This is a genomic window from Aminobacter sp. UC22_36 (assembly GCF_044056035.1).
Taxonomy (GTDB): domain Bacteria; phylum Pseudomonadota; class Alphaproteobacteria; order Rhizobiales; family Rhizobiaceae; genus Aminobacter.
The window spans coordinates 185,575-202,057 of sequence record NZ_CP171996.1; the positions used below are offsets into that span (position 1 = coordinate 185,575).

Sequence of the window (16,483 nt, forward strand, 5' to 3'; positions counted from 1 at the left end):
TGCGGCCTATCTGTCTGCGGACTTGACTGTGCCCATGTTCATGTCCCGCGAATGCTTATGCCATTGAAGGCTCGCGGGCCCAGTACCAGCCCGAGCCGTCTGGGACAACCCCCTGACATCAGGCAGCACGCGGGTTGCGCATGCCGATCGTGTCGGTCGCCTTGAATATCCGGAACGTGTTGCGCCCCGCGGACTTGGCCTGGTACAGCGCCGTGTCGGCCCGCACCAGAAGTTCCGAAGGCGTGCAGGCTTCAAACGGCGCGATGCCCACCGACGCACCGAGCTTCAGCGGCCGGCCGCCATGGTCGACCGGCTTGCCGAGCTTGTCGATGATGTCGCGCGCCAGTTCCGAAATCGCCGCAAGGTCGAGTTGCATCCCCACCAGCACGGCAAACTCGTCGCCGCCGATGCGCGAGACGAGCTCCACACCAGCGCAGGCGGCCTCGAGGCGCCGGGCCACTTCCTTGAGGCACTCGTCGCCGACAACATGGCCGAAGGTGTCGTTGATCTGCTTGAAGCCGTCGAGGTCGACGAGCAGCAGCGCGCCGAGCGCGGGGCGGTCATTGTCGCACGCCGTCAATCCCGACAGTTTCGACTGGAACTGGCTGCGGTTGGCGAGGCCGGTCATGACGTCGAACTCGGCGAGATAGCGGGTCTGGTCGGCCAGGATCTTCTCTTCGGTGATATCCTGCTTCATGCCGAAGATGCGCACAGCGACGCCATCCTCGCATTCGACGCTGGCGGTGATGCGGATCCAGCGGCGGTTGCCCTTCGCCGTGACGATTTCGGCGTCGAGGCCAAAGCCGGTGCGGTCCTCGATCGCCTTGCTGCGCCTGACCTGCAGTTCCGCTGCCGAGGCGGCCGTATAACACTTGACGATTTCGCCACGGTCGAGCGCTGCATCACGCGGCAGGTCGAAGAGGTCGTAGACCACGTCGGTCCATTGCAGCGCCTGGTCGGCGAGGTTGCATTGCCACACGCCGATGCGGGCGGCCGCCGAGGCGCGGTCGAAGATCTTCTGGCTGTGCGCCAGTGAGGCGGCCTGCTCGCGGATCAGCGCAGCCTGCGCTTCGAGCCTGGCCTCGAACTCGGCAATTGTGGCTGCGTCGCGCCCCCTGAGAACGGCCCGCCGCCCGACCTTTCGCAATGACGGCTTGCGCATCATGTGGATCGATTGCCCCTGTTTGTGGCACCACACTGGCGCACCAGCGCTTAATATTCCCTATCGCTAATGCCGCAGCGGCAATCAGGCCACGCATCAAGGTTAACGCAAGGCGAAGTTGCACCGCACCGGCAACATGTTCCCTAAATGTTCTTGCGTACTCCTACAATCTATGCTTGTCTTGTCGGGTCTTTGACGAACCGATTACGCGGACGAGGGGTAGCGCCCGCCGGATTTCGAAACAAACGTGCATGAATTTGCCACGGTGCAGCCGTGCGTCCTGAAGGACGAGCTGCGCTACAGGGAGGGGCAGCATGGTTTCGCGCGTGCGCACTGTCGCGTTCCAGGGTATCGAGGCGGTTCCCGTCGACGTGCAGGTGATGGTCGCGCCGGGCAAGGTCGGCATGCAGATAGTGAGCCGGATTAATTTCACCTAGCGAATGTCTAAGCGAGGTGATCGAGATCGCCCAAGTTCATGGGCGCCCCCCACTTGGACAGACTATCTCATTAATTTCCAAAGCTCTTTCGGAGCTCGTTTCGATCGTGGAACCACTCAACTGGTGTTCTGACTCGCCTTTGAGCCATCCTCATGTAAGGAATGCAAACTTTCGTCCATGGCTCCTTCCATTGGGACAACCTCTTATCGAGTTCCACCTGTTCGTCGATCAGGGCATCACGCTCCGCAGCGGAAACACTGCTTGCTTCAAGCCTCCGACCAATCCGAGACATCTGGGATGCAAGGCTTTGAAATCGCTCTATCTGTTCGCTCACTTCTGGGCCGAATAGGAACTGGGAATTCGACCACGCCGTTTGAAGCCGCACTTGGCAGTTGAAATGCGTGAGATTGCCGGTGCCTGCGATGAAGTTTCCAACTGCCTCGTTGACCTCTTCAAACACCCGAAGTCGCCTTTCAAAGAGGTCTAGAACAACCTTTTGGTGAGCGGTTCGCCATTGAAGAAATGCAACTAAGGCTGCGATCGAGGCAACAGCCGGGACCGTCAATCCTTGAAGCACTGCGACCCAAGTGGGAATTTGGTTCACTTTTAGAGTCCGCTTGACGGGTAGGGTAGTTTCGCAAAAGCCGCTAGGGCGCTGGGTATCAACCATTGAAGGGCAAGATATACACCCGTGGTTATCCCAATCAGAAGCAGGGCAGCCACAAGCCACAGAATTCGGTTCGGCCAAACCCTTTGTGGCGCCATAATGAGATTCCTCACCTCTCCGCTTTTGGTGCGGACATTCATGATACCGGGTAGGTCGTTGATCGTGTCAATCATTGACAGCGTAAAGCGCTCCCTTCCTGACAATGAGTCGACCATAAGGGCAAAGCGCCCGTCGGGCATGATGACTTCCTCATACTTTCTTGGATCCCAAATCTCATAGTGTTGGGGCTTCCAGTTCAGCACGATCTCAATACCTTCGACAGGCGCACGTCCTAGGTTCTGAAACCATATCTGTTGAGTTCGAACAGGGAAGAAGCCGTCATCGCGAAAGCGGGGCATCCGATAGAAGTGCTGGTGGGAAACAGCCCAAGCCAGCTTTCCGCGCGCCGTCAGCGTTCGGCCTACCGCCGCTGTAATCGCTGCGATTGTGAGCGCCTGTCCAATCCCAGATGAGAAAAAGTACACAACAAGCGAAAGCATGACCCAACTCCCGATGTCACAGGACGATGCCGCAAGGGCAGGGCATACGCAAGTCGGTACTAACCTGACTATTCGGGTATCGTTGGTTGTTCCTTGGATGTTTTTTTCTTCGGCGATCGCGGAGGAACTTTTCTCTTCACCTTGGCGATCTTTTCCGCTGCGGCTTTCTTCCTACTCGGGACAACAAAAGAATCATAGATGAAGCCTTCGAGAGTATCCATCAGCACGTTGAGGTCTTCCGTGGACGGTTTCCAACCACGATGCGCTGAAGCACTTCCGGCATCAACGAGAACATCGAGGTGCTCCCGCTCTGAATCCTTGATCAACTTCTTATCGACCATTTCACCCAGTTTCTTCTGGAAGGGCCGATTCGCGTCTATTCCAAGCACCTCGGCGGCAATATCGAAGCACGTTCGGATGCCAATAGCAGCTAACCTGTCCAAATCGTGATCAAGAGCGCCATATAACTCGAGCAACGCCGCATCGAGATCGTCGATGCCCTTAGTATCAATCGTGATGCCGCCGCTGCTCAGCCATTCTGGCCGTTCACGTTTGGACTTCGCTGGCCAGCTATTGATTGTCTCTTTGTGCTCTGTCTCTGCTTCACCGGCTTCGTTATAGTACTGATGGTAGTCTTCAGAATTGGTGCTGACCGTTTGAGCAAACACATGCTCACAGCCACGGCATACGAGCAGGTACCATTCTGTGTGCCATTGATAATATCCGCCCCCGTCCTCTCCACGTACTGAGTGATATCCCAGTACATCGCAGTTGCGATCACCGCGGCAGTTCGAGCAGTGCGCCTTGAACTTGCTGCCTATCTTTGTTTCCGTCGTCACATTCCCCCCCCATTTACCTGACAGGCGTGAGTCATTCGCTTGAACCAACGCCCGGGGTCACAACTCATCGTGAAGGTTTGAATTTCTGGCAGCCACTTCCAGCCAGGCGCCTAGCTCCGGGAAGTCGATTGTGCAGGTTGCAAGGATGCCATCGAGAAGCTGGTATTGCTCGTCAGGTGACCTGCGGTGTTTTGAACAGGCTAAGTAATAGTTCTTGCCGTCTCGCGGCAGGTAGACCACCCATTCTCCGGTCGCCTTCCCTTCGGCGAAGCGCCTTTCAACAGGCTCAGTCCAGCCAGCAGCAACCAACCGAGAAAGTATCGTTTCTTTCGGCTGACCTTCCGACAGTCGAATCGCTTCCATCACATGATTTACGCGTTCTCGCGTCGAAGCGGCGAGCAAATAATTGCCTGCCAAGAAACGCGCGTCGAAGAAGTGTTTGTGCCAAAGACCTAATAGGGGCGGCCGCTTGAACGGCGCCGCTGGTTTAGTGCGCATATCGTTGCTGTCACGCTCCATATCTCTGATGGTGCGCATGATCGAAGCACCCAGTTTAAAGCGACTTTCGTGAGCCATGATGGACAAGCAGAACGATAGGGATACCCGCGCTGCCAATTCCTCATTACGGAACATCTGACTTCTCAAATGCGTAAGTTCATCGACAGTACAGGAGTACATATCCCCATCACTGAATTGGAAGTGAAGCGTGCCGTTAGTGCGCATAGCCTATCTTGTGGGAGTGGGGGTAAGCTTGCTGGAGAACGAACTCAGCGGTGAGTGCGCCGTTCCGGATCAAAACGCTGCCGCCTAAGTATCAGATATTAGATATCTGCATACGATGGCAAATGGGAAAGTAGATTATGCCCCAAATTCCAGGGGGCCTGATAATGACTCATACTCTCGTTGAGCTTGTACCGAGACCGGTCTAAATAGCTCTCATGGCTTCAGATGCTTCTAAACCGCTGGCATATTCCTACATTCGAATGTCCACCGACATTCAATTGCGAGGCGACAGTCTCCGCAGGCAGGAGCAGGCCTCAAAGCACTATGCTGAGCAGCATGGGCTACAGCTGGTTGAAAACTTCAGGCTTGAGGACATTGGTGTATCGGCATTTAAGGGCGCGAATGTAACATCTGGGTCACTCGGCCGATTTCTAGGTTTGGTGAAAAGCGGTGTGATCGCCAAGGGATCCTACTTTCTGGTGGAGTCGTTGGACCGCATTAGCCGCCAACAGGTGCTCGATTCCGTGCCCGTGTTCTTCGACATAGTGAAGAGCGGGATCAACGTCGTCACCCTAGCTGACAATCACGTCTACAAAGCCGGCGATACTACGGTCGCTGACATCCTCTACTCGGTCCTGGTTCTCAGTCGCGCATATGAGGAGTCCAAAACGAAGAGCGTGCGTGTTGGTGCCGCTTGGGAAAATAAGCGGAAGAATGCAGGCAACAAGAAACTCACCAAGGTTGCACCGGCGTGGCTGTCGTTGCGGGAAGACCACACAAGCTTTGATGTGATCCCTGACCGTGCCGAAATCATCCGCCAGATTTTCCAGATGGCAGATGCAGGGCATGGCTCGTTCACAATTACAAGGCACCTCAATGAGGCAAACGAACCGACGTTCACGAAGTCAAACGGTTGGCACGAGTCCTACATCACCAAGATTCTCAACAGCCAAGCTGTTTTGGGAGAGTTCCAACCCCATCGCTACAATGAGCAGGGGGAACGCATCCCGCATGGCGATCCGATACCCAACTACTTTCCAAAGATCATAGAAGAGGACCAGTTCCTCAGGGTGCAGGCGTCTCGCCGCAAGAGACGGGTCGATGGTGCTGGGCGCAAAGGCCCCGAGTATCGCAACATTTTCACCAAGATTGCTAAGTGCGACTATTGCGGTGCGCCCATGAGGTTTGTCCACAAAGGGCAACCTCCCAAGGGAACGCAATCGCTCAAGTGTACCAATGCCGTACGCAGAATGGGATGCGAAAGCAGCAGTTGGAGATACGCCGATTTCGAGACTTCATTCCTTTATTTCGTCAGGGAGATTGACCTCACCGCCACATTGAAGGCAGCAGCTGAAACGTCGGATCGTGCATCATTTGAACAGCAAATTGCGGTCATTGAAGAGAAGCTGCACCAGCTAAAAGCCAAGCGTGAGAAGATATTCGAACTGCTCACTGAACCAGGGGCATCTACGAATTTCATCAGGGACAAGCTTGACGAGTGTGAACGTCAGATCACCGAATGTCAGGGACACATTGAGGAACTTCGTGCCCAGATGTCGGCGCGTCATACAATGCCAGCGATAACTGCAACCGAACTCGTGGCGTTGATCGAAGGAATTCAGGACATGTCGGCGCCCGACATATTCGAACGCCGCGCAGCCGTAGCAAATCGTCTCCGAACAATGATCAGCTCATTGCGGCTTGCAATAGGAGGTGCACGCCCGAAAATGGTCAAGGTCACCGACTTTCTTGACGACGAGGGGCTCGATCCGCATGAAAGGCAACAGCTCCTCGAAACGATTGATCGATCGAATTTCGAGGCAAAGCGATACAATCGCACCTTCATAGTCGATCTGGTGGATGGAACATCACGAAGGGTGATCATTAAAAACGACGATCCCACCAAGTTCGAGGCTGAGTTTCTCAGGGACGCGAGCGGTGCAATTTCGGGCAGTGACCGGGGAATGCCACTTGGCCCATCCAGTGCGTGGGACGAAGTGTTAAACGAGCCTGCTCCAGCTCAGTGACGAAATTTCTTCGTGGCTGAGGCTGTCGGCCTGTTCTCACGACTAAATAGTCGTGCCGGCTTCGCCGGTCCTTATCCTTAGAACAGCTAGAACCGCTTAGAACCCTTACCCATTTTTCCCTATTACATCGGTATTTGAACCGTACTGACGGCTATCCTCGTACGACTTCCCTTACCCAAATCCAATTTTCACCCGCCAAGCTGGTGGGTTTATATTCCCATGACAGAAGGTCAAAAGTGTTAGAAAGCAGTCACAGAAGCAATCCACGATCAATCACGTCTCAATATGCATGCTGGTTCGATGACAGGATCAATCAGTTCATCTCCGAGCACAAAGACAGGTTCGAGCCGTCACAGCAGTTCAAAAGACGTAACGGGTTTTTCATCACGATCTCGTTCGACCAGAATGCTCGCACCAATCGGCATGAAGATGCCGAAGGTTTCGAACAAAGGGTTGAGAAGTCGGAGCTGGATAGGTTCACGGACCTGTACAACCTAATCTGTCGTCAGATGCTGGGAAGCAATTATCATCGCCCCTCGTTCGATCCTGTTAGACCTCTAGCGATCGGTTGTCTGGATATGAACGGTTCCAGATACTGGAAGTCGATGGGACAGCTTGAAAACCCTCACATTCACTCGATCTGGATTTTGACCAATGAAACCAGTGAGGATTTCGAGAGGCTGATTGCCGACGAGAAACGGCTTCAACCCATCAAGGAACGGCTTTCGATCAGGGATCTAGATATCCAGGCACTGCATGATGATCGTCGAAACTCATCGAGAGCTATTCGTGTCAGCTCGTACACGGCCAAAATGGCAAGCACTGCGCAGATCAAGTGCATTAATAAGAACCCGCGTCTCGACCCCTATCACGCGATCACCCACGTCGGAGGTTTCGTCACATCTCAGTGGAAACTGTCTCTTGATGACGCAATTTCCAAGATCGCGCGGAACGAATGGCAGTTCTATGTCGAGCGGCCCAGGGGAGACCGAGTGTGGGTCAAGGTCGCGGTAAGCCGCTACGGCAACAAGTACCTGAAGACGGAAGAGGACGGGGATGAACCGAATAATCTCCTAAGTCTTCCTGAGTGCCCGTAAGAGGCTCTCTCCATCCTAGATAGCTCATCAACCGTGGCCATCCGCACTTCATTTAGGAGATGCGGGCGGCCTTCGCCCCCTGGTATGAAGGGCGCGCCAGCTGCATCTTGGGGTTGGCGGGATCGACGCAGCTGGCGCTGGGCTCTGTCAACGGCTTGGAGATTGGGCAAATCAAGCGGAGAGCTTGCCGGCAAATTAGTGACGACTAACGTAACGTCAACCAACCTAGGAGTGTCGGTTAAGTCACTTCTTCAACCGAGCATCTAGACGGGGCGAAGCATCGAAAGCGGCACTGCATAGAACGGGTAGCCACCATCAGGATCGAACGTAATCGCGATATGCGGCCTACCGGTCATTCGAGTGTCTGAATCGACCAAGCCATACGTGCCCTGAACGCATTGAAAAACCATAGTGCCCTTAGTCAGGGTCAGCGCTTCTTCGGGAAGCTCGAGCTGCTCGACCAGGACGTAGGCTTGAACGGTCATCCACATCGACACACTCCATTTTTGAGGGCGATGCGATCGCTGATTTTGGCGGTTTCGGCAACGTAGTGCTAGCGGGCCAATTCAGGTTGTAGTCGATATTTTTCGCTTCACTACTGGAAGTTGACGAGCGGCGCACCCATTTGGGGCGAACCAGCAGCCGGGGGGTCTAGTTTGGATATACTGAACGAGCAAACACATCGCCTATTGGTCAATTCAAGCGATCTGCCCGTCTCAGTTTTCAACTCCTTTTGTCGCCTTCTTCCCTCTCTCCGCTTTCTGATAGCCGGAGTCAGAAATGCTCCTGGCCAAAGCTGCCTAGCAGTCACCCTGCTATCCAAGCCTCAATCGATGCTATCCAAGCCTCAATCGATCCCTGCCTAGAGTTTTTGAAGATCCCTTCGCCGCTAATCCAATCGGCTTGGCAGCGACAGCTATCGCTTTCTTTCAAGACAAAGGAGCTGCCTATGGCGGAATGGCTTTCCCAACCCCTTAATGTCTCGATCAACAAAAAGCTAGTTAACAAGAACGACTCGAAAAGCAGCTACAATTACGTTCATTTTTGTCCCGCTATCTTCGATGCAACGGAACTCGCAGAGAGCATAGCGTCCGGATACGCTTACTCATATATTTTTGAAGGTAATTCGCGGGCGAAGAAAAACTTCATCGAAGCTAGTATCGTCTCTGTTGATGTAGACGACGGAATGACGCTCGATGAGGCGATGCAACATGAATTGGTCACCAAGTACGCCACTATCATTTATACGACATGTAGCCACACGGACGACAACAATCGATTTCGTATTATCTTTGTCTTAGAGAACCCTATCGATTCTTACGAGACGATCGAAGCATTGGCATCGTCCCTCGCGAGCCGCTTATCCGGCGATTCTAGAACGACAACCAGTGCCAACCTTTTCTATGGCAACACCAATGCCAACGTGTGGACGTTCAACAATGGGCTACCGGCTTATGTCGTGGATGAGTTGATTGCGGAGGCCGCTGAAGCGAAAACCCATTCCAATGTCCCACTTGGTCATGAGGGACGTTCGCAATCTGCCCCAGGCATTCTGAACCTTGACCAACTCATTCGGACAGCAGAGAGCCAAGAGTTGCCAGCGAGGGATATCATCTCCACGACCTCGATCTTTTGTCCATTTCATGAAGACAAGAACCCGTCGGCGGTTTTCAATGTGACGTCGACCGGCAGACGCAATGTGTACTGCTTTGCTTGCAAGAAGATGTTTACAGAGCGCTGGAACGCACCGAGTTATGATTTCAATGCGTTTGAGAAGGCAGTTCTCCGCCTGAAGGCAGGAGAGGAACTGAAGGTTCCAAACTGGGTATCGGAAACGGCGAAAGCGGCACTTTCGCGCGCAGATATCGATCTGCGGGACAACTACCATCTAGGCGGCATCAAGCCTGGCACAGGCTTGACCTTTGTCAAAAGCCCCAAGTCGTCTGGCAAGACATATTCGTTGGTGGAAATGGCACAAAACGCTCCCAGTGCGCGAATTCTTGTAATTGGCCATCGCCGCTCACTAGTGCGAGCTATGTGTAAGCGTTTGGAGCTGAATTGCTATCTCGACGTCAAGGCAAAGGGCGCGGCTTCAAATCAGGACCGTTTCGGTGTCTGCCTCGACAGCCTAGGCACCATAGATCTGAAAAAGCCATACGATTACGTCTTTATTGATGAGTCGGAGCAGGTCCTAGCGCACTTCTTCTCAGAGACGATGTCGGACAAGCGCCCAGCAATTGTGCGGCAGCTGATAAGCATCGTCAGAAGGGCATCAAATGTCTTGGCACTAGATGCTGATCTCTCCTGGTTATCCTACGCCTTCATGGCCGATTGGTTCAATCGGCACGCGATGCGGCCGATCTCGATTGTGCTCAATCAACACAAACCCGTCGCCCGATCGGTTGAATATTTTCAATCGCTTAATCATCTTGTCGGCGACCTAGTGACAAACCTTAGGGATCAGCAGCGCTGCTACGTCGTCTCAAACAGCAAAGCCTTCATTGACTCCCTATCTGCAGCGGTCGCGGTGAATGACCCAGAGATAAGATTTGTAAGTATCACTGCCGATACGGCGAAAATCAAAGGGGACGCCGCCTCGGCGTTCATAACCGATCCGCTCGCACAATCGCGTCGATATCAGCTCGTGCTGTCGTCGCCGGTGCTTAGCTCTGGTATCGACATACGTTTTGAAAATAGAGAAAAGTATTTTGACATCGTCTATGGGTTCTTTCAGGCCACGACCACGAGCCATCTTGATTGCGATCAGCAGCTCGCGCGCGTTCGAGATCCAGGCCGGATCAAGTTGTATCTGACCCCGCAAACCCAAAAATTAGAGACCGACATCGAGGTAATGAAAGAGGAACTTCGCGAGTCCCCCATATTCTCGTACCTTAAAAACTACGATGACGATGGAATCGTAGATTTTGATCCCGATGATGATCTGCTCAAACTTGCCTTGCCGGTTCACGCCCTGCAGAGAGCTTCCAAGAACCAGCTTCGTCAGAATTTCTTGGAATACAAGCGTCGGTTGGGATGGGAGTTCAATGTAGTTAGGACCAGCAAGGACCTGTCGATTCTTGGATCGGGCTATATCAAAGACGGCAAAGGTGAGACGAACGATCGATACACAGAGAGGTTGATGAATGCACCTCAGCTTAACGACTATGAAATCGGCTTGCTCACGAGCAAGCAGAAATCCGACGAAAAACTGACCCTCTCAGAAACGGATAGCCTTCGTAGGATCTATATCGAGCGCTTCTACCGCAGAGAGATTTTTCCCGGACTAATTGAGCTGGACAGGGAAAAGCGGCTCCGCGACAAGGTACGGATGTTCGAACGTGTCGTCGACACGAGATTCACCGAGGCTGATCGATCAGTTCTGCAAGCGCAACTGGCTTCCGACGGGGAGGCGATGCTCCTCACATCGACCCAAAAATTGAAAGTCTTCCTCCTCAAGGAAGCGCTGTCGCGCACCCCCGTTTTTGATGGGGCCAAATTCAACGCAGACGTCTGGTTTCATAGAAATGAATTGCGGGAGTTTCGAGACTTCGTATTGGGTAATAATGCGGTGTTCGAAGCTCAGTTTGGAAGGACTTTTGGTGATGTCGTCAAAGACAATGAAACCAAGGTTCTATCCGATTTACTCAGGTACGTATTCTTGCCTTTGCAGAAGGACCGTCGAACGGGTCCCAACGGAACTCGTCCCATGTACTACAAATTAGATGACATTAAATTGCACGGCCTGACTGTTCTTTCCCGGATACGTCACCACAATCCCATCAATCATGGAGATGAGATAGAAGTTTCTCGGTGACGGTGACGGATAAGATGTGCCTATATATAAAATAGGCATTTTCCCTATCCCTGACCATACATTCGTAACTCTTTCTCGCATCGATATAATGGGAGGGGAGAGTATTAGAAACTTATATTCTAAAGAAAAAGGGCATATCCCCTATCCCCCAAGCCTCGTTCGGTGTTCGACGTCATGAGCTTGCTCGTTGACCTTCTCGCCGCTGTGACCGGATGACCCTGTTGATCATCAGTAAGGGAGATCACAGATGGCACTCGAAGGTCTAAAGCTCGTTCAAGCTCCGAAGCGCAGTTCCCCTGACCCTGTTACCCAACGCCGGCTTCGGCTCGTTATGCAGGTCGAAAAACAGGTGACCCTGGTCGAATCCCATAAGCAGGGTCGGAAACCCCGTGGCCGTTGGTGGTCCATGGAACCGGATGGCAAGCCGATCCTGGCAATCAAATATGGCAAGGTTCCCTTGGAACTTGCCAAAGGCAAGCATGCGATTGCCTGCGATGACATGGATGATGTGATCGATGCCCTTCACAAGGCCAAGGCAGCGACCATTGATGGGGCGTTCGACGCTCAGCTAACGACTATCTCCGCCGAAGTCAGGAGCAGATTTAAGAAAGGTGCTGCGTCATAAGAAGCAGTTTGAGATCAGGCATCGAGCGCGACGATTGTTGCCTCGATGCCAGTCGCATCTACTGCCGTCTCGCTAACGCTCGAATTTGCTCTATCGCGATTTCAAGGTCCGTGTCGGAAAGCCCCTCAATCAAGAGCCGGGCCTCAGTCTCACTTCTGAACCGATCATCGGACGCCTGGCGTTCGGACCCGTCAAAAAAGGTTGTCACTGATACGTTCAACGCCTCACAGAGACGGATGACCGCGTCGAAATTGGGCGAGTTGATCCCCCTTTCCCACTGAGATATCGCATCAACTGAGCGGCCAGTGATCAAGGCTAGGTCATCCTGCGTCAGGCCTCTAAGCCTTCGCAACTCCTTCAATACGGCACCAAATCGATTGTTCGCTGACATGCAGCAGATGTGCGCTGTCCGCCAAAATCCATGAACCGAGTAAACTACGGTGCAGAGATATTTTACCGTATAAAACTACGGTTTTCGTTGATCCATCCACAAGGGTCCTGTATCCCTACGCTGGGTTGCATCCATCGATGCGCGTGTTCGTTGAGGGGCCTTTTATGGAAGAAGTAGCTACCAGTCAGATCGAGTGTCCGTATTGCTCGGAGCCGATCAATGCCAAATCCAAGAAGTGCAAGCACTGCGGCGAGATTCTCGACCCTCAGATGAGGGAAATCGAGCTTCTCAAGAGCCAGCGAAACAGCCCCCAGGTGTTCATGAACGCAGGCGGTGCAGCTGCCGCTGCTTCATCAAGCAATGGCGGCCCGGTAAAGCGGTTCCCCCACTGGCTGCACATCATCTTGACGATCGTTTCTGGCCTTCTGTGGTTGCCGGTGTACGTCCTGATGTACCTGTTCCGAAACCGCCGCTACTACTACTGACGGCTGGCTCATCAATCTCAACCAAGATTGGAGGAGGCGGATGAGCCTTCGGGAAATCATACAGATCGCGGCTTTGGGAACGATGATCGCCGTTCTCATTTCAGGTTCAGCCTCAGCACAAGGCAAGCCATTGTCAGCGCTGTCCAAGGGCGATGAGCTTTTCATCGAGTCCCAGTTTTCAAAAAGTGTGAAGTGGTGCTTCGATCATTGGCGAACGATGCTGATGGACCCAGCGAACGCTATGCGCACAATGGTCGACGTCGATATGCGGAACGGATCGATCTCGTTCGAGGACAAGGGCATGTCCCGCAAGGTTGTCTGCGAGCAGACCGGTATGCGAACCATCTTCGACGGCAAGGAAGAGTTCGAAAGCTATCCATGAGCGAAGAACGTGGCTATATTGCGCTTCTTCGATGTGGAGTAAAATCCAAGTGCAACAATCGAGGCTCTATTTCTTTATATTGTCGGCACTTCGAATTTCCTTTAGGCGCGAAGCTGGCACGATCAAAATTGTATTGTCTGACGTAGAAAGTATCAAGTCATGGGATGTGTACATAATCACCCCGGTGTTATTAAGAACTGCATCATCAAGGACAACCGTGTCTCTGAACCCTTTGCTATATCGCGTGTAGTGGCCAAAATTAAATCCTAAAAGACCTATAAAAAATGCGATGATTACAGAATCAGACAATATATTCTCAAATGTCATTATTACAGATCTATTTGCAATAGACGCAACCCTTACGGCTAACATAAAGAATGTCACAGCAGTTAATAACTGTATAAAGTGATAAACCCACTGCGGCGATTTAGATGTCCAATCACCGTAAAACTTCCCACCAAACGTCAATATAAGCATAGACGCAACTACAATCGTTGCGATTTTGCTCCGCGTTCCATTGCCGAACGCCGCGTCATAGCCAATCGCAAGATACGCATTGATAGAGATCAGTAATGACAACACAAATACAATAGCAATTAGGCCGATCTTGATAAGGTCTTGGTATTCAATGACCCATATCAGCCGCCAATCGAATACCATCAAATATCCAGTAATAAAAAGCAGCGAGCTGACGAGTCCCATCCCCGCAATCATCACTGTAAATAACGCCATATGTTCATTTGCAAACTTGAAGTAGGCTACAGCCCTAGATTCAGCGGTCTTAATCAATATGCACCCCCGATGACGTATCCTTGATCATGACCTAGCCGTTCTCGAAATTTATGTCTATGGAATAGGTCTAAAGCCAGGAATCAATGGCCATATTCGGTTCAGGAGCCGAATTTACAACAGCCTTCTCTCCAAGGCAGCTATGGTTTCACCAATCCTAACTGAGTCAGCACTATAGAGGCGACGCGTTCCGACTTTCGTCACGGTGACCAAGCCGGCTTCGACCAGGCACTTCATATGGGCCGTCACTGACTCCTGGGATATGCCAAGCTTCCTGGCAATCAGCTTGTTCCAAACACCGTCGACTGCAACGTCAAATCCGTCCTGCGACTCGAAGTGAGCGGCAGGATCTTTCAGGTATTCGAGAATACGGAGCCTGCTTTCGCATGCGATTGCCCTAAGCACTTTGATGTCCATCGCAATCTCCTTGACGGGGACTGGGTCGTCCCGCAAATCCGCGAAACGGGCAACGGAGCTATCAGGCGTAACGGATTTCTTGGCCGACACCGACCGTGCTTGGTAATAGGGGAACGGTGAGACAAGTTTTACTCGCAGTCGGCTTTGAGCTCGGCAATCCACCATCGCAAACGAGGTACACCAAGCTGTCGCTTGACCACGTTTTATGTTGTTTGGCCCTGATGTTAGTCGGAACGATACAAAATCAAGGCGAAGGGGGTAGAAATGGGCCTGACAAACCTGAGGAAGCAGCACGCGGTTGGACAGGGGTTCTTCCACTCAGCGGAGTTGCTTGAGAAGGGGGAACTCCGACTTCGCTATGTCTATGATTGCGGCGCCATGTCCAAATATGCAGGCCCGCGGTCCGATCGCATCAAGGAGTATCTGCATAATGCCGGCGCTCGGTCGAAACTCGACCTCCTCTTTATCTCCCACGTTCATGCCGATCATCTGAATGGTCTGCCGCAATTGCTCCATGCCACGACCGGGCTGCACGTGGACACAATTGTCCTACCCTACTTCAATCTGATGGAGCGCCTCATCGGCTACGCACGGGAGGCAATAGAAGACCCGGCGATGGCACGTGACGAATTCTACCGGGATTTCGTGATGAATCCTATCGAAGCACTGTCAGGTTTTCGCCCCAGGCAAATCCTGCTGGTACAGTCGGCCGGTGATACTAGCCCAGGTGCTCCTAGCTTCGATGACGGACCGGAAGGGCCTGTGCCGGATATAGCAGGGCTCCCTATCGACGGGAAAGGTGTCACCTGGAAGCCTATAGGGCGCGGGGCCTTCTACAATGGCGAGCAAGGCGCTGTGGGAACGCCCGCATCTGAAACGGTGGTTGTTACGGTAGCTGACAGCTTCGGGATCGCGGTGCCGAGTTCAGCCACGGGCGAGGGATTTTGGCTCCTATCTCCCTTCATCGACCCGGCGGTCGAGAGGCACCGAGGCATCTTCAAGGCCGCGCTGCTCAAGGCGCTAAATCACGGCCAGTTGCGAAAGGATCAGATCAAGAAGGCGAATTTTGACGCCTGGCTCGAAAACTCAGAAAATTTGAAGGATCTCGTAGTCAACAAAGTCAGCGACCTGGTACAGGCCTTTTCGGCAGTCGAGAAAAACCTAAACATTTCGTCGATGTGCCTATTCTCAGGGCCACTGCCGGACGGCGAAGCACGCCAACGATATCATGTTGGACGGTTCGGCAAGTGGGGAGCAAAAAGCGAGAGCGGGATCGGCTGGCTTGCGACCGGAGATTCCGATCTGAAAGCCAAGAAACGGCGGGTAGCTTTTCTTCGTCATTACAGCAAGGTGTTGCACGACGTCGCTACAATCACCCTTCCGCACCATGGCTCAGATAGTAATTTTGACGCCGAACTCCTGACGAGTGTAGGTCCCAGCTTCTGTGTGGTTGCAGCAGACACAGTAGGCAAATGGCGGCATCCCGGTACCGAGATCGTGCAAGCTGTAGCCTCATATGGCTGCTTTGTTTCCGTGGTCACCTCCAAGGAGGCTTCGGAGGTTGAAGAACGGGGAAAAAACTACTGAGGAAGCATGGAAACCTCGGATACGGTCCTGGGCGCGAGTGGCCACGAACTCGCGCTGGCTCGGTTCCACAGCTGAATGGATGACAATGGGCAACCCGCAACACTACGGAATTGAATTACCACAGCGCTGTTTGACGCTCATTGATGCACTGTGGGATCAAGCCAATCGAACATTTGGAGGCAGCCGGCCAGACCTGGGGCCTCTCACATCGACATTCCTGCTATCAATGTCGATCCCGATCTTGAATCTGCCTGTCGAGCGTATCGAACGTCAGGTAGCACAGGGGACCAATGAGGGTTACGCAGACGATAGGCACGTAAGTCGTGATGCAGTTGAGGCGTTTAGGAAAACTATTCAGCGCGGAAGATTCGGGCAAGCCCCTTTCTACACGCATGGTGCTTGGCACTTTTTCCAGCATCGCGGAGAAACAACAAATATTGCCCGCGGAGTTCCACCGGATATCGCCGTCGCTCTAGGGCAAAAACAGGCAGTGCTAGGCGCT

At 52.9% G+C, this 16,483-nt stretch carries 16 protein-coding genes and 1 pseudogene; 8 read left to right on the forward strand and 9 right to left on the reverse strand.

What is annotated here, in order from left to right; translation table 11 throughout:
* Positions 1-118 precede the first annotated feature (118 nt).
* The gene (locus ACHMW7_RS03825; protein WP_395449046.1) at positions 119-1,165 is read right to left on the reverse strand and encodes a diguanylate cyclase domain-containing protein; all 1,047 of its coding nucleotides are present in this window, start codon (positions 1,163-1,165) and stop codon (positions 119-121) included.
* Positions 1,166-1,476: 311 nt separating this feature from the next.
* Between ACHMW7_RS03825 and ACHMW7_RS03830 the strand changes: the two are divergent.
* Positions 1,477-1,578: pseudogene (locus tag ACHMW7_RS03830) on the forward strand (ATP-binding protein); the annotation flags it as partial.
* Positions 1,579-1,669: 91 nt separating this feature from the next.
* Here ACHMW7_RS03830 and ACHMW7_RS03835 read toward each other — a convergent pair.
* The 4 genes from ACHMW7_RS03835 to ACHMW7_RS03850 form a co-directional block, all read right to left on the reverse strand.
* On the reverse strand, positions 1,670-2,059 hold the full coding sequence (locus tag ACHMW7_RS03835; RefSeq protein ID WP_395449047.1) for a hypothetical protein: 390 nt from the start codon (positions 2,057-2,059) through the stop codon (positions 1,670-1,672).
* Between the two features lie 146 nt (positions 2,060-2,205).
* On the reverse strand, positions 2,206-2,805 hold the full coding sequence (locus tag ACHMW7_RS03840; protein WP_395449048.1) for a hypothetical protein: 600 nt from the start codon (positions 2,803-2,805) through the stop codon (positions 2,206-2,208).
* Between the two features lie 68 nt (positions 2,806-2,873).
* Positions 2,874-3,644, reverse strand: coding sequence for a DUF4145 domain-containing protein (locus ACHMW7_RS03845; RefSeq protein WP_395449049.1), 771 nt, complete (start codon positions 3,642-3,644; stop codon positions 2,874-2,876).
* Between the two features lie 57 nt (positions 3,645-3,701).
* The gene (locus ACHMW7_RS03850; RefSeq protein WP_395449050.1) at positions 3,702-4,277 is read right to left on the reverse strand and encodes a hypothetical protein; all 576 of its coding nucleotides are present in this window, start codon (positions 4,275-4,277) and stop codon (positions 3,702-3,704) included.
* A gap of 305 nt (positions 4,278-4,582) precedes the next feature.
* Between ACHMW7_RS03850 and ACHMW7_RS03855 the strand changes: the two genes are divergently transcribed.
* Both ACHMW7_RS03855 and ACHMW7_RS03860 read left to right on the forward strand, forming a co-directional pair.
* Positions 4,583-6,394 carry a recombinase family protein gene (locus tag ACHMW7_RS03855; protein WP_395449051.1) on the forward strand — a complete coding sequence of 604 codons (1,812 nt, stop codon included), beginning with the start codon at positions 4,583-4,585 and terminating at the stop codon, positions 6,392-6,394.
* 236 nt (positions 6,395-6,630) lie between these two features.
* The gene (locus tag ACHMW7_RS03860) at positions 6,631-7,491 is read left to right on the forward strand and encodes a DUF3892 domain-containing protein (RefSeq protein ID WP_395449052.1); all 861 of its coding nucleotides are present in this window, start codon (positions 6,631-6,633) and stop codon (positions 7,489-7,491) included.
* Positions 7,492-7,754: 263 nt separating this feature from the next.
* Here ACHMW7_RS03860 and ACHMW7_RS03865 read toward each other — a convergent pair whose 3' ends face one another.
* Positions 7,755-7,982 (reverse strand): hypothetical protein, encoded by a 228-nt coding sequence (locus ACHMW7_RS03865; RefSeq protein WP_395449053.1) that lies wholly within the window; start codon positions 7,980-7,982, stop codon positions 7,755-7,757.
* Positions 7,983-8,440: 458 nt separating this feature from the next.
* Here ACHMW7_RS03865 and ACHMW7_RS03870 point away from each other — a divergent pair, with 458 nt between their 5' ends.
* Positions 8,441-11,305, forward strand: coding sequence for a plasmid replication protein, CyRepA1 family (locus ACHMW7_RS03870; protein ID WP_395449054.1), 2,865 nt, complete (start codon positions 8,441-8,443; stop codon positions 11,303-11,305).
* Positions 11,306-11,552: 247 nt separating this feature from the next.
* Positions 11,553-11,930, forward strand: a complete 378-nt coding sequence (locus ACHMW7_RS03875; RefSeq protein ID WP_395449055.1) for a DUF6641 family protein — start codon at positions 11,553-11,555, stop codon at positions 11,928-11,930.
* 58 nt (positions 11,931-11,988) lie between these two features.
* Here ACHMW7_RS03875 and ACHMW7_RS03880 read toward each other — a convergent pair whose 3' ends face one another.
* Entirely contained in the window at positions 11,989-12,321 is a 333-nt protein-coding gene (locus ACHMW7_RS03880; RefSeq protein ID WP_395449056.1) for a helix-turn-helix domain-containing protein, read from the reverse strand.
* Between the two features lie 137 nt (positions 12,322-12,458).
* On the opposite strand from ACHMW7_RS03880, the gene ACHMW7_RS03885 reads away from it, so the two are divergent.
* Both ACHMW7_RS03885 and ACHMW7_RS03890 read left to right on the forward strand, forming a co-directional pair.
* Positions 12,459-12,806 carry a hypothetical protein gene (locus ACHMW7_RS03885; RefSeq protein WP_395449057.1) on the forward strand — a complete coding sequence of 116 codons (348 nt, stop codon included), beginning with the start codon at positions 12,459-12,461 and terminating at the stop codon, positions 12,804-12,806.
* An 82-nt stretch (positions 12,807-12,888) separates the two neighbouring features.
* Complete coding sequence (locus tag ACHMW7_RS03890; protein WP_395449058.1) at positions 12,889-13,188, forward strand: hypothetical protein; 300 nt, start codon at positions 12,889-12,891, stop codon at positions 13,186-13,188.
* Positions 13,189-13,254: 66 nt separating this feature from the next.
* Here the strand turns inward: ACHMW7_RS03890 and ACHMW7_RS03895 are convergent, their stop codons facing one another.
* Positions 13,255-13,977, reverse strand: coding sequence for a hypothetical protein (locus ACHMW7_RS03895; RefSeq protein ID WP_395449059.1), 723 nt, complete (start codon positions 13,975-13,977; stop codon positions 13,255-13,257).
* A gap of 114 nt (positions 13,978-14,091) precedes the next feature.
* Positions 14,092-14,394, reverse strand: a complete 303-nt coding sequence (locus ACHMW7_RS03900) for an ArsR/SmtB family transcription factor (RefSeq protein WP_395449060.1) — start codon at positions 14,392-14,394, stop codon at positions 14,092-14,094.
* A gap of 264 nt (positions 14,395-14,658) precedes the next feature.
* On the opposite strand from ACHMW7_RS03900, the gene ACHMW7_RS03905 reads away from it, so the two are divergent.
* Positions 14,659-15,981: a hypothetical protein gene (locus tag ACHMW7_RS03905; RefSeq protein WP_395449061.1), complete on the forward strand. Its 1,323-nt coding sequence runs from the start codon at positions 14,659-14,661 to the stop codon at positions 15,979-15,981.
* Positions 15,982-16,483: the final 502 nt, after the last annotated feature.